Origin of the sequence: Roseovarius carneus (assembly GCF_020141465.1) — a bacterium.
Classification (GTDB): domain Bacteria; phylum Pseudomonadota; class Alphaproteobacteria; order Rhodobacterales; family Rhodobacteraceae; genus Roseovarius; species Roseovarius carneus.
Map to the genome: position 1 here is coordinate 284,111 of NZ_JAHSPD010000001.1, position 12,968 is coordinate 297,078.

Genomic DNA, 12,968 nt, shown 5'->3' on the forward strand with positions numbered 1-12,968 from the left:
GGTCTCAGGCCACCATCGCCTCGGCCTTCTTGAGGTCCACGGAGACAAGCTGCGACACCCCTTGCTCGGCCATGGTGACGCCGAAGAGACGGTCCATCCGGCTCATTGAGACGCCATTATGGGTGATGATCAGGAAACGTGTCTCGGTCCGGCGACACATCTCATCCAGAAGGTCACAGAAGCGCGCGACATTGGCATCATCCAAAGGCGCGTCTACCTCATCCAGCACGCAGATCGGCGCGGGGTTCGCGAGGAACACGGCAAAGATCAGCGCGAGCGCGGTCAGCGTCTGCTCACCCCCGCTCAGAAGGCTCAGCGTGGCCAGTTTCTTGCCCGGCGGTTGGCACATGATCTCCAGGCCTGCCTCCAGCGGATCATCGCTTTCCACCAGCACGAGATTGGCCTCGCCCCCGCCAAAGAGGTGCTTGAAGAGCATCGAGAAATTGCCGTTCACCTGCTCAAACGCAGTCAAAAGGCGCTCGCGCCCCTCGCGGTTGAGCGAGGCAATGCCGCTGCGCAGGGCCTTGATCGCTTCCTCCAGGTCGGTCTTTTCCGACAAGAGAACGTCATGCTCTTCCTGCACTTCTTTTGCGTCTTCCTCGGCGCGCAGATTGACCGCACCCAACGCGTCGCGCTGGCGTTTGAGGCGGTTCACATCGGCCTCGATCGCCTCCGCTCCGGGCATTTTATCGGGGTCCACCCCGAGGCTCTCCAGCAGGGCGGCGGGGGTGATTTGCTGATCGTCATGGATGCGCGCAGCGGCAGCACTGCGGGCCTCGGAAGCCGCGTCGGTGCGGGCCTCGGCACGGGCGCGAGCCTCGCGGGCATCCGACGCGGCCCGCTCGGCTTCGCGCTCGCCATCCGTGGCATGGCGCGCGGCCCCTTCCCCGGTGGATAGGGCATCGGCAGCGGTGGCGGCGCGGGCCTCGGCGGTGGTGATCTGGCCGCCCAATTCGGCGCGTGCCTCACTGATTTGCGCAGGCACGGCGGCGGCCTCGCCAAGCTCGGCTTCGGCGCTCACTTTGCGCTCGGCCAGCTCGGCACTGCGCGTCGTGGCCGTCTCCAGACGCAGGCGCCAACCGCTCAACTCCTTGGTCACTTCCTGGCTCCGGCGCGTGCGCGCCTCGCCTTCACGACGCAGCTCATCATGGGCCGAACGGCGTGACATCATCGTGATACGGGCAGCCTCCACCGTCAGCTTGGTATCCTCCGCGCGCGCCCGCTCGGCATCCAGATCACCAAGGCCTTGCAGCCCGGCCTCCGCCTCGCTCAACTGCCCGCGTGCGGACAGCGCCTCATCCTCGTGACGTGTCACGGCGAGGCTCAGCGATTCCAGTTTTGAGGCCGCAAGGTTGCGCTCCGCCTCTGCCCGGCTGAGCGCGCGGGCGGCGTCATTAACAGCGCGATCAGCGTCCCGGCGCGCCTCGCGGGCGGCTTTATCCGCCTCGCTCAGATCGCGCAGGGTTTGGGTCAACATCTCATGCGCACGGCGCGCACCATCGGCGCGGGCGCTGGCATGTTCGAGCAATTGTTTCAGCTCTTCCAGGCGATTAAGCTGTTGAAGCCGTAGCGCGGCTGCGGATGGCGCATCCTCGGCCCACGCGCGGTATCCGTCCCAACGCCAAAGATCCCCCTCAAGCGACACCAGCCGCTGACCGGGTTTAAGCGCCGCCTGAAGGCGCGGGCCGTCTTCGCTGTCCACCAGGCCGATCTGGCTCATCCGGCGGGTGAGCACATCCGGCACCGAGACGTTTTGCGTAAGCGGCACAGCCCCCTCGGGCAACGCCTCCACATGGCTGTAAGCGGGCAGAACGGCCCAGCCAGAGGGGCCGTCAGGGCCCACTTCGGGCGCGCGCAGATCGTCGGCGAGCGCGGCCCCAAGCGCCTTTTCATAGCCCTGCTGCACCTGAAGCCGGTCGAGGATCTGCCCGCCCTCGGCGGTGTCACGCTCCACCAAGCGCGCCAAGGCCGACACCTCGGCCGAGAGGGCGTTGACCTCGCCCTCGGCCTCGCTCCGCTCCCCGCGCGCTGTGGCCTCGCGGGCTTGCGCGTCGTTGCGCGCCTCATCCGCGGCGATGAGGGCGGCTTCCGCCGCCTCCGCCGCCGCGTGCGCGTCTTTCTCCGCAGACCCGGCGGTTGCGAAATCTTGAGCCGCCGTTTGCAATGCCGCGTTTGATGCCGCCACGGCAGAACGGGCCTTTTCGGCCTCCGCCTCGGAGCGCTGAAGCATGCTGCGGCTGTCGGAGACGAGCCGTTGTGCCGATTGGTGGCGCGCCGCGAGACGGGCCACATCCTCGGTCAGTGATGACAGATCCGCCTCGCGCTGGCTGAGGATATCCGACGCATCGCGCGCCTCGGCGGCGGCGGCCTCCAGCTTGCCCTCATGGCCGTCGGCGGCCTTGATCAGTTCGCGCTGCTCCCATTCCAGCCGGGCAATCGTCTCGCCCGCGTCGCGGTTCAACTCGCCCTCGCGCTCAATATCCTTGGCCAGTTGCCCGATGCGGGCCTCAAGCGTGGTGATACGGGCAAGGGCCGCCTCTTCTTGGGTGTTGAGCGTATCGCGCTGCACCGAAAGGCGTTGCAAAACCGCGCCAGCAATAGCGGCCTCTTCGCGCAGCTTAGGCAGGGCCTCATCGGCGGCGGCGCGGGCTTTGGCTGCCTCGCGCGCGGCGGCCTCGGCGCGGGCGGCGGCGGTGGTACGCTCTCGCAGGGCATCGCGGGCTTCGGCCAAGGCCGCATCCGCCTCTTTCCAGCGGCGATAGAGCAAAAGCCCCTCGGCTTGCCGCAACTCCTCCCCGATGGCGCGGTAGCGCGCGGCCTGCCGTGCCTGCCGAGCAAGCTGTCCCAGCTGTGCGGCCAATTGCTCAATCACATCATCCACGCGGGTGAGATTGCCTTCGGCTCCACGCAGCTTCAACTCCGCCTCATGGCGGCGTTGATAGAGGCCCGAGATACCCGCCGCCTCCTCCAAAATGCGCCGCCGCGCCTTGGGCTTGGCGTTGATCAACTCGGCGATCTGCCCCTGCCGGACCAAAGCGGGCGAATGCGCGCCCGTGGAGGCGTCGGCAAAGAGCATCTGCACATCGCGCGCCCGCACGTCCTTGCCGTTGACCTGATACGCGCTGCCCACATCGCGGGTGATGCGGCGGGTGATCTCAAGCGTATCGCTGTCATTGAACCCTGCGGGTGCGAGGCGGTCGGCATTGTCGATATGGATTGTCACCTCGGCAAAGTTGCGCGCGCCACGGCTTGCGGCACCGGCAAAGATCACATCCTCCATACCGCCGCCGCGCATGGCCGTCGGGCGATTCTCGCCCATCACCCAGCGTAGTGCCTCTAGAAGGTTAGATTTCCCGCAGCCATTGGGGCCAACCACGCCCGTTCGCCCGTCCCCGATGATGAGGTCGGTCGGATCCACAAAGCTTTTGAAGCCTGTGAGTCTGAGCTTGGAAAATCGCAAAAGGCCCGCCTCGCCATTGATTCTCGGAGTGGTGTGCAGTTTGCCGAGGGCGCGCGGCGCGAGTCAACGCCAAACCACTGGATATGGATGCATGGGGTGAGTTATCCACAAGATATCGGCCAGAGACGCGCGCAGACACGGCAGAGCGCCCGTATCTTGGCTGCACCGGCCCATTGCAATCAACCTTGACGCATTGCGAGGGGACGTTCATACCATACGGGCAAAGGTTCCCCCAAGGGCGTAGAAGAGCCCGGGGATCAATTGGGAATGGCGTGTCGGTGGACCCCTCTCGGGCATCAATTCGTCAGCCGCCCCCGCGACTGTAAGCGGAGAGCCCCTGCCACATGCCACTGGGATACGTCCTGGGAAGGCGGCAGTCAGGCCTCGACCCGTAAGCCAGGAGACCAGCCTTTGCAGGATCAACCCGCCTCGGGGTAGAGGCGCATAGGAGACGACACCATGACGACACTTGTTCAAAACACCGCGAAAACCACAGCAAAATCCGCCGTTCTGCCCGCAGTTATGGCGCTGGCGATCGGCCTTGGCATCATCTTCGTGGCGGGCCACGTGCAAGCCTCGGCCTTGCATGACGCCGCACATGATGTGCGCCACGCCACCGGCTTCCCCTGCCACTAAGGTATGTTTGCCAAAATATTGACCAGCGGGCTTTTCGCTGGGTTCTGTGCAGGGCTGATTGCCGCCCTGTTGCAGCTCATATTCGTGCAGCCTGTTCTGCTTCATGCGGAGCTTTATGAGGGCGGTGACCTTATCTACAACATGGCCGAGGGCGCACCCTCGCGGCCGGACATCCCAGGCTTTGACGCCATGCGTGACGGGCTTTCGGTGCTCTTTTCAGCGCTGATTTACGTGGGCTATGGCCTGATTTTGGTGGCGTTCATGAGCATCGCGAGCGCCCAAGGCGTCGCCATTTCCGCGCATCAGGGAATTGTCTGGGGCATCGCCGGCTTCGCCACGATCCACCTTGCGCCGGCGTTCTCATTGCCGCCCGAAGTGCCGGGCATGGCCTCGGCAGATCTTGCCGCGCGTCAAATCTGGTGGTGGAGCACGGCGACAGCCACGGGCGTGGGGCTTGCGCTTATCGCCTTTGGGCGCAGTGCGCTGCTCATGGCCGCCGGGGCGGCAGTGATCATAGCGCCGCATCTTATCGGTGCGCCCGAGCCTGCGGTCTTTACCGGGCCGCTGCCACCCGAGGTCGCATCGCTCTTTTCTGTGCGCGCACTTGGTGTCAGCATGGCAGCATGGGCCACGCTCGGCCTTTTTGCAGCCTATTTCTGGCAGCGCGAAACGCAAGACGCCTGACCCAATCCCCCGGCGCATGACATCACGCCCGCGCGCCGGGGCACCCTTAAGGAGATACCGGATCAATGCCCAAAACGCTCATTTTTCTCGTCATCGGCCTCTTTTTCGGCGCGGGCCTCGGGTTTCTCACCGCCGCCACCTCGGGCACGCAGCTTGAGGGGCACGACCATGGCAGCGCCGCCCATGATCACATGGCGCATGATCATGGCGACGGCGATCATTCGGGTCACGCAGGCCACGGCGCGATGATTGAGGCGGAGGCACCCGTGCCGACGCTTATGTTACACATCCTGCCCGATGGCGCGCAAAGCCGGAACCTGCACATCATGACGCAAAATTTCACCTTCTCGCCCACCGGTGTGAACGGCGACCATGTGCCGGGCGAGGGCCATGCGCATATCTATGTCAACGGTGTGAAACAGCCCCGCGCCTATAGTGAATATGTCCATCTCGATGCGCTGCCCAAAGGCACGCATGAAATCCGCGTCACGCTCAATGGCAACACCCATGGCGCGCTGGCGGTGAACGGCACACCCGTTGAGGCAACGACAACGGTGACGATAGAATGAGCCTTCAGGCAGGCACCCGCCCGATGAGACAATGGCGCAACCGCCCTATGGCGCGCGCATCGTCGATCCAGCCATCCGGGCTCGCGGCATATAGCTTGGCGAAGGCAACCACGTCGCCCGCATCCTCAAGCGTCACATCCCCAAAGAGATACGTGGCCTTCTGCGGCGCGCGAAAGGCAAGGCTCACGGGCCGCGCGCAGGCGTTCATGCACGGCCAGTCGCGGACCTGCACCCCCAGCCCCGCCTCAGCCAGAGCGGCGCGCAACGCGTCGGCAAACGCAGGCCCCTCGGCTCCCTCGCATGTCGAACAGACAGTCATCACATCCATCACGCCCGCCTCCCTTTACCCTTTGGGGCTAGCTCAGCGGCGCTTCCCACGCAACCCATCTCAGGAGGCCTGACCATGCCCATAAAAATCCCCGCCACCGTTGTCACAGGCTTTCTCGGTGCCGGTAAAACCACCCTGATCCGCCACATGCTGAAAAACGCGGACGGGCGGCGCATCGCGCTCATCATCAACGAATTCGGCGATCTGGGCGTGGATGGCGATATCCTCAAGGGCTGCGGCGACGCGACCTGCACCGAGGAGGATATCATGGAGCTGAGCAATGGCTGCATCTGCTGCACCGTGGCCGATGATTTCATCCCCACGCTCGAAAAGCTACTGAACCGCGAGAACGTGCCCGATCATATCGTGATCGAGACCTCCGGCCTCGCCCTGCCCCAACCGCTGGTCCGGGCCTTCAACTGGCCCGAGATTTCCACCCGCGTCACGGTTGATGGCGTGGTCACCGTGGTGGATGGCAAGGCCGTGACCGAGGGCCGTTTCGCCCACAACGTCGCCGCCGTGGACGCCCAGCGCAAGATGGACGAGAACCTCGACCATGAGACACCTCTATCGGAGCTTTTCGAGGATCAGGTCGCTTGCGCCGATATGATCGTGGTGAACAAATCCGATCTGCTGGAGGAGGGCGAGGCAGACGCGCTGGTCGCCCGCCTGCGCGGTGAAAGCCGGAAGGGCGTACAGGTTGTGAAATCCACGATGGGCGCGCTGCCCGTCGATGTTCTGTTGGGGCAAGGCATCGGGGCCGAGGCCGATCTGGAGGCGCGCGGCGAGGTGCATCACCATCACCACGATGACGACGATCATGATGATGACCACCATGACGATCATCACGCGCATGATGATGAGCACCACCACGACCATCACCATGCACACGAGCATGAGCACGGCCACGACGCGTTTGAAAGCTTCATCGTCCTACGCGACGAGATCAGCGACCCCGCCGCCTTTTCCGCCCAAGTGGCCGATGTGATCCGCAAACACGACATTTTGCGCCTCAAGGGCTTCGCCGCCGTCACGGGCAAGCCGATGCGCCTGACGCTTCAGGCGGTAGGCCCCCGTGTGGACACCTATTTCGATCAGCCCTTCGGCACGGCCCCGCGTCAGACCCGCCTTGTGGTCATCGGCCAAACCGGGCTTGACCGCGCGGCGATCACAGCCGCCCTCGCTGCCTGATGCTGATTGTTGAGCCTGGATACCCGCTCGATCCCGGCCCCAAGGCGCTGTTGGAGCAAAGCCATACATTGATGACCACCCTTTTTGAGCCCGAGGAAAACTACTTCCTCGGGTTCGAGGCGCTTTGCACACCGGACGTGCATTTCTTCATCGCGCGGGAGGGCGATACCGTGCTGGGCACTGGCGCGGTTGTCGACAAAGAAAGCTACGGCGAGGTGAAATCCATGTTCACCGCCAACGCCGCGCGCGGCAAGGGCGTGGGTGCGGCCCTTCTGCGTGCGCTGGAGGATCACGCCCGCACGCTGAAGCTGCCCGTGCTCAAGCTTGAGACGGCCCTGCGTCTGCCCGAGGCGGTCCGCCTCTACGCCCGCCACGGCTTTACCGAATGTGGCCGCTTCGGCGATTACCGCCCCAATGACACCAGCTATTTCATGGAAAAACCTCTCGTCTGACGACGCTGGCTTACGCCGCGCTCGACCGCACGCACAACCCACCCCATCCGAAAGGCCCCAAACCCCATGCACCTGCTCGCCGCCACCCCCGGCTCCATCGACGATGGAAAAGAGCCGGTCGATCTGGGCCAGACACCCGCCGATATCATCTTCATCTCCGCCGCCGATACCGAGCTGAGCGCGCTCAGCGCCGCCCGCGCCGAGATGGAGACGCCCCCCGGCTTGCGGCTGGCCAACCTTACCCATCTCGCGCATCCCATGTCGGTCGACCTGCATCTCGACAATTGCGCGGCCAAATCCCGCCTCGTGATCGCCCGCGTGCTGGGGGGCACCGGCTACTGGAAATATGGGGCCGAGCAATATGCGGCACGCCTGCATGAGGCCGGCGTGCCGCTGGCCCTTCTGCCCGGCGATGACAAACCCGACCCGGAATTGCGCAGCCTCTCAACCATCAGCGACGCCGATTACGACGCGCTCTGGTCCTATCTGGTGGAGGGCGGGCCGGAGAACGCGGCCAATTTCCTGACCTACGGACAGGCCATGCTGAGCGGGGCCGCGCGCCCCGACCCCGCCCGGCCCCTGTTGCGCGCCGGGGTCTATTGGCCTGGCAGCGGGCTGGCTGATCTGGGCGCGGCCAAGGCCGCATGGACAGATGGCGCGCCCATCGTGCCGATCATTTTCTACCGGGCATTGGTGCAGGGCGCAGGGCTTCACCCCATCAATCGCCTCACAAAATCCCTGCTGCGCCGGGGGCTGAACCCACTGCCCATCTTCGTGGCCTCGCTCAAGGACCCCGTATCCGTGGGCGCTCTGGAGCAGCTTTTCGCAGCAGCCCCTCCGTCGGTCATTCTCAACTGCACCAGCTTTGCCGTAGGATCGCCGCATGCGGGCGACACAAGCGTGCAGAATCCTTTGACGATGGAGGCCGCACAGACCGCGCCAATCTTTCAGGTCGTCCTCGCAGCCTCGTCCGAGGAGGCATGGGCGGAGGGCCTCACCGGGCTCAGCGCGCGCGACATCGCGATGAACGTGGCCCTACCGGAGGTTGATGGACGCATCCTCAGCCGCGCGATCAGCTTCAAGGGTGAGGCGTTTTTCGACGACGCGACTGAATGCCCAATCGCCACCTACCGCGCCAATGGGGGCCGGGTGGATTTCGTGGCCGATCTCGCCAAACACTGGGCCCGGCTGCGCACCAAGAAGGAGAACGCGCGCAAGGTCGCCCTCGTGCTGGCCAACTATCCTAACAAGGACGGGCGGCTGGCCAATGGTGTCGGTCTCGACACGCCTGCCGCCACCGTGCATGTGCTGCGCCTTTTGGCCGAGGCGGGGTATCACACCCGCGATCTGCCCGAAGATGGCGCAGCACTGATGCAGCAGATCATGGCCGGGCCGACCAACTGGCTCACCGACCGCGCCACGCGGGAAGGCGGTCAGGTCCTGCCGCTGGAGACCTATCTGGAGGGGTTCAAGGCCCTGCCGCTGGCCCTGCGCGACCAGATGACAGACCGCTGGGGGGCGCCCGAGAACGATCCGTTCTATGAGGCGGGCACGGGCTTCAAACTCTCCATTTTTCTCTTTGGCAACGCGCTTGTGGGCGTGCAGCCTGCACGCGGCTATAATATTGATCCGACCGACACCTACCATTCCCCCGATCTCGTCCCACCACATAATTATCTGGCCTTTTACATCTGGCTGCGCCGCGTGTTCAAAACCGACGCGGTGGTCCATATGGGCAAGCACGGCAATCTCGAATGGCTGCCCGGCAAGGCACTTGCGCTGAGCGAGACCTGCTGGCCCGAGGCGGTGCTTGGCCCCCTACCGCATCTCTATCCGTTCATCGTGAACGATCCCGGCGAGGGCACGCAGGCCAAGCGGCGCGCACAGGCGGTGATCATCGACCACCTGACCCCGCCCCTGACCCGCGCCGAAACATACGGGCCCCTGCGCGATCTGGAGGCGCTGGTGGATGAGTATTACGAGGCCGCAGGCGTGGACCCGCGCCGGATCGAACATCTCAGACGCGAGATCCTGAGCCTGTCGCAGGCCACCGGGCTGGACAAGGACGTGGGCATGTCCGGCACGGATGAGGATGGCGATCTGGCGCAACTGGATGCCTATCTGTGCGATCTGAAAGAAGCGCAGATCCGCGACGGGTTGCATATCTTCGGCCAATCCCCCGAGGGGGTGCAGGCGCGCGATCTGCTGGTGGCTTTGCTACGCGTGCCGCGCGGCGATGGGACTGGCGGGGATGCCTCTCTGATCCGGGCGTTGGCGGATGATCTGGGGCTGGCCTTTGACCCTCTCGATTGTGATATGGCCGCCCCTTGGGACGGCGCGCGGCCCGAAGTTCTGGCGGCGCTCAGCGGTGATGGCTGGCGCAGTGCGGGCGACACGGTGGAGCGGCTGGAGCTTCTGGCCTGCGCGCTGGTTGACGGCGATGCACGCGCCCAAGGGCCAAAGAGCCGCGTGGTTATGGAATTTCTGGAGAGCAGCTTGCGGCCCATTCTGGCCTCCTGCGGCGCGCTTGAAGGGCTGGGCCTTCTCACCGCCCTCAGGGGGCAGTTCGTCGCCCCGGCGCCCTCCGGCGCCCCCACCCGCGGGCGTCTCGATACGCTGCCCACGGGCCGCAACTTCTATTCCGTGGACAGCCGCGCCGTGCCCACCCCAACCGCTTGGGCGTTGGGGTGGAAATCGGCCAACCTGCTCATTGAGAAACACCTGCAAACCCATGGCGACTGGCCCCGCACCATGCTTTTGACAGCTTGGGGCACCGCCAATATGCGCACCGGCGGCGAGGATATTGCCCAAGCGCTTGCCCTGATGGGGTGCAAGCCGAAATGGGACAGCGCGAACAGGCGCGTCACCGGGTTCGAGGTGTTACCGCAAGGCATTCTGGGCCGCCCCCGCGTGGATGTCACCCTGCGCATCTCCGGCTTTTTCCGCGACGCCTTCCCGCAGCTTATCGCCCTTGTCGACAGTGCGGCGCGCGCGGTGCAAGCGCTGGACGAGCCCGAGGATCTCAACCCCGCCGCCGCCCGTGCGCGCGCGGGCGAGACGGGTGCGCGCGTCTATGGCTCCAAGCCCGGGGCGTACGGCGCGGGCCTTCAGGCAATGATCGACGAGCGGCTCTGGGCCAGCAAGGCCGATCTGGCCGAGGCTTACCTCACTTGGGGCAGCTATGCTTATGGCGCAGGCTCAGAAGGAGAAGTGGATCGCGCAGGGTTTGAGGCGCGGCTGAGCCAGACCGAGGCCATCGTGCAGAACCAAGACAACCGCGAGCATGATATTCTAGATTCGGACGATTATTACCAGTTCGAGGGCGGAGCCGCCGCCGCTGTGAGCACGCTTCAGGGGCAAGACCGGGTGATTTATCACAACGATCATTCGCGCCCCGAGCGGCCTGTCATTCGCACGCTGGAAGATGAGATCGGACGCGTCGTACGGTCGCGCGTGGTGAACCCCAAATGGATCGAAGGCATCAAGCGGCACGGCTATAAGGGCGCGTTCGAGATTGCGGCGACGGTGGATTATCTCTTTGCGTTTGCGGCCACCACGGGGGCTGTGCGCGGGCATCACTTTGATCTGGTTGAAGCGGCATTTCTTGAGGATGACGACACGCGCGATTTCATCGCAGATCACAACGCGCCCGCGCTGCGCGAGATTGCCGAGCGGCTTCACGAAGCAATCGACCGTGGCCTCTGGACCCCGCGATCCAACTCGGCCCGCGCGCGTATCGAGGCGGCACGCGGAGTTTAAAGCGGCTCACAGCTCAGCTCGGCCAGACCACCCGATACCGCGAACACATCGCAGGAATACTCCGTCCCGCGCGGCAAGGGCGCTTTGCGGCCGCCGCAATTGAGCCGCGCTGTCATCTGCGCCGGATCACCGTCAAGGTCCCGCACCTGGCACCCGCTCACCTCTTCAATCGCCATCACGCCGCGCGATGCCACAGCCTCAAGCCTCGGCGCCCATTCGGCGTTGAGCCGGATCGCCTCTGCCCGAAGGCCATCGACGCGCACATCAAAAACGCTTTGGCCCACGCTGATCCGCACAGGCTCCACCCCCCGGAAATCGGGACCGGGCGTGTCGCAGGCCGCAAGCAGGACGGCTAGGGGAAGCAAGAGCAATCGCATCCCTGAACCCTGCCAGCGAAGTGGTTAACAACCGGTTACCAAAGCCAAAGCAATTCGCATGGATCGCCTTGGGAAATAGCTTGCACACCGCGCCGCCCTCTCTCACTGTCGCGCCCAAAGCAACCCCGCCCAGAGGAGCGCCCCATGACCGAAGACACAGACCGCCACGCGATGAAAATGGCCAAGAAGAAGGCCGCCCGCGACAAGATCATGGCCACCAAGACCGACGAAAAAGGCCTGATCATCGTGCATACGGGCAAAGGCAAAGGCAAATCCTCAGCCGCGTTCGGGATGATCTTCCGCTGCATCGCGCATGATATGAAATGCGCTGTGGTGCAGTTCATCAAAGGCGGGATGAGCACGGGCGAGCGCGACATGATCCTCGCGAAATTCTCGGACACTTGCGCGTTTCACACCATGGGCGAGGGCTTCACCTGGGAGACCCAAGACCGCGACCGCGATATCGAAATGGCCCAAGCCGCATGGGAAAAGGCCAAGGAGCTGATCCGCGACGAGACCAACAAGATGGTCCTGCTGGATGAGATCAACATCGCGCTGCGCTATGATTATCTGGATATCGGTGAGGTGGTGCAATTTCTGGCCGAAGAGAAGCCGCATATGACCCATGTCGTGATGACCGGGCGCAACGCCAAGGAAGAGCTGATTGAAATCGCCGACCTCGTGACCGAGATGGAGCTGGTCAAGCACCCGTTCCGCGCAGGCATCAAGGCGCAGATTGGCGTAGAATTCTAGGAGGCGCTCAGGATGGCCAAGCACCGCGTTCTGACTGAGTTCGGCATGGGCACGTCCCTGCGCCGTCAGGACTATACCGAGGCCGCACGGCGCGCCTTGCAAGACGCGCTGTGGCACAATTCGATCAACATGGCCGAGCTTTTTGGCAAGCCTAAGGAGGCGATGCTGATCGATGTGGAGATCGCCGTGCAGGCACCGCAGGAGGTGGATTGCGAGGCGCTGAAATCCGTGTTCCCCTATGGCTGGATCAGCGTGAGCGCGACGCATGGAGGGCTCGACATCCCCCGCCCGGATGGCGCCCCCACGGTGATCGCCAACGCCGCCATATCCGTCAGCTTCGAGATGGAGCCCACATGAGCGACCAGCGTTTTATCATCGAGATGGGCATGGGCAATGACCTGCATGGGATGGATTATCAGAAGGCCGCCGAGCGCGCGATTGAGGATGCGATCCGCCACTCCACCCTGCCAATTTTCCAAAGCACTGCGATTCCCCTGGAGACCATGCGCGTGACCGTGACGGTCGGCGTGCAGGACCCCGCCGCACTGGATTGTGCCGCGCTGGCGAAAAGGCTCCCACGCGGGCGGGCCGAAGTGCATGCCGTTTTGGGTGGGCAGAACGTGACCAACCCCGAGACGGGCGAGACGATTGTGATCGCCACGGCGGCGGTCGAGGCGTTTTTGCCCTATCAGGGCGCGGCTTGGAAGTAAGCGCTGCTTGCTCCGCTTGGCGGGTGGTCATATAATTTGACCAATTCCA

12 protein-coding genes and 1 riboswitch are annotated in these 12,968 nt (G+C 64.4%); of the genes, 9 read left to right on the plus strand and 3 right to left on the minus strand.

Annotated elements, in window-relative coordinates:
• Positions 1 to 4: 4 nt before the first annotated feature.
• Positions 5 to 3,460 carry a chromosome segregation SMC family protein gene (locus tag KUD11_RS01495; protein WP_109387222.1) on the minus strand — a complete coding sequence of 1,152 codons (3,456 nt, stop codon included), beginning with the start codon at positions 3,458 to 3,460 and terminating at the stop codon, positions 5 to 7.
• A gap of 207 nt (positions 3,461 to 3,667) precedes the next feature.
• A riboswitch (cobalamin riboswitch) is annotated at positions 3,668 to 3,887 on the plus strand.
• 32 nt (positions 3,888 to 3,919) lie between these two features.
• Here KUD11_RS01495 and KUD11_RS01500 point away from each other — a divergent pair.
• The 3 genes from KUD11_RS01500 to KUD11_RS01510 all read left to right on the plus strand — a co-directional run bounded on the left by KUD11_RS01500 (position 3,920) and on the right by KUD11_RS01510 (position 5,349).
• Entirely contained in the window at positions 3,920 to 4,096 is a 177-nt protein-coding gene (locus tag KUD11_RS01500) for a CbtB domain-containing protein (protein ID WP_109387220.1), read from the plus strand.
• Positions 4,097 to 4,099: 3 nt separating this feature from the next.
• On the plus strand, positions 4,100 to 4,780 hold the full coding sequence (locus tag KUD11_RS01505) for a CbtA family protein (RefSeq protein WP_109387218.1): 681 nt from the start codon (positions 4,100 to 4,102) through the stop codon (positions 4,778 to 4,780).
• Positions 4,781 to 4,845: 65 nt separating this feature from the next.
• Positions 4,846 to 5,349, plus strand: coding sequence for a hypothetical protein (locus KUD11_RS01510; RefSeq protein WP_109387216.1), 504 nt, complete (start codon positions 4,846 to 4,848; stop codon positions 5,347 to 5,349).
• Between the two features lie 4 nt (positions 5,350 to 5,353).
• Here KUD11_RS01510 and KUD11_RS01515 read toward each other — a convergent pair whose 3' ends face one another.
• The gene (locus KUD11_RS01515; protein WP_224380127.1) at positions 5,354 to 5,677 is read right to left on the minus strand and encodes a DUF1636 family protein; all 324 of its coding nucleotides are present in this window, start codon (positions 5,675 to 5,677) and stop codon (positions 5,354 to 5,356) included.
• A 75-nt stretch (positions 5,678 to 5,752) separates the two neighbouring features.
• Between KUD11_RS01515 and cobW the strand changes: the two genes are divergently transcribed.
• From cobW to cobN, 3 genes are all read left to right on the plus strand, one after another.
• The gene (gene cobW, locus KUD11_RS01520) at positions 5,753 to 6,868 is read left to right on the plus strand and encodes a cobalamin biosynthesis protein CobW (RefSeq protein WP_109387213.1); all 1,116 of its coding nucleotides are present in this window, start codon (positions 5,753 to 5,755) and stop codon (positions 6,866 to 6,868) included.
• Entirely contained in the window at positions 6,868 to 7,320 is a 453-nt protein-coding gene (locus KUD11_RS01525) for a GNAT family N-acetyltransferase (protein WP_109387211.1), read from the plus strand. Before cobW ends, KUD11_RS01525 begins: the two co-directional genes overlap by 1 nt.
• A 66-nt stretch (positions 7,321 to 7,386) precedes the next feature.
• On the plus strand, positions 7,387 to 11,079 hold the full coding sequence (gene cobN, locus KUD11_RS01530) for a cobaltochelatase subunit CobN (RefSeq protein ID WP_109387209.1): 3,693 nt from the start codon (positions 7,387 to 7,389) through the stop codon (positions 11,077 to 11,079).
• Here the strand turns inward: cobN and KUD11_RS01535 are convergent.
• Complete coding sequence (locus KUD11_RS01535; protein WP_109387207.1) at positions 11,076 to 11,456, minus strand: hypothetical protein; 381 nt, start codon at positions 11,454 to 11,456, stop codon at positions 11,076 to 11,078. The two genes, cobN and KUD11_RS01535, sit on opposite strands and share 4 nt — an antisense overlap.
• A gap of 144 nt (positions 11,457 to 11,600) precedes the next feature.
• On the opposite strand from KUD11_RS01535, the gene cobO reads away from it, so the two are divergent.
• Genes cobO through KUD11_RS01550 form a run of 3 tightly spaced genes read left to right on the plus strand, consistent with a single transcriptional unit; the run spans position 11,601 to position 12,919 of the window.
• On the plus strand, positions 11,601 to 12,209 hold the full coding sequence (gene cobO, locus KUD11_RS01540; RefSeq protein WP_109387205.1) for a cob(I)yrinic acid a,c-diamide adenosyltransferase: 609 nt from the start codon (positions 11,601 to 11,603) through the stop codon (positions 12,207 to 12,209).
• Between the two features lie 12 nt (positions 12,210 to 12,221).
• Entirely contained in the window at positions 12,222 to 12,566 is a 345-nt protein-coding gene (locus KUD11_RS01545; protein ID WP_109387203.1) for a Lin0512 family protein, read from the plus strand.
• Positions 12,563 to 12,919 carry a Lin0512 family protein gene (locus KUD11_RS01550; RefSeq protein ID WP_109387201.1) on the plus strand — a complete coding sequence of 119 codons (357 nt, stop codon included), beginning with the start codon at positions 12,563 to 12,565 and terminating at the stop codon, positions 12,917 to 12,919. The genes KUD11_RS01545 and KUD11_RS01550 overlap by 4 nt, the downstream gene beginning before the upstream one ends.
• Positions 12,920 to 12,968 lie beyond the last annotated feature (49 nt).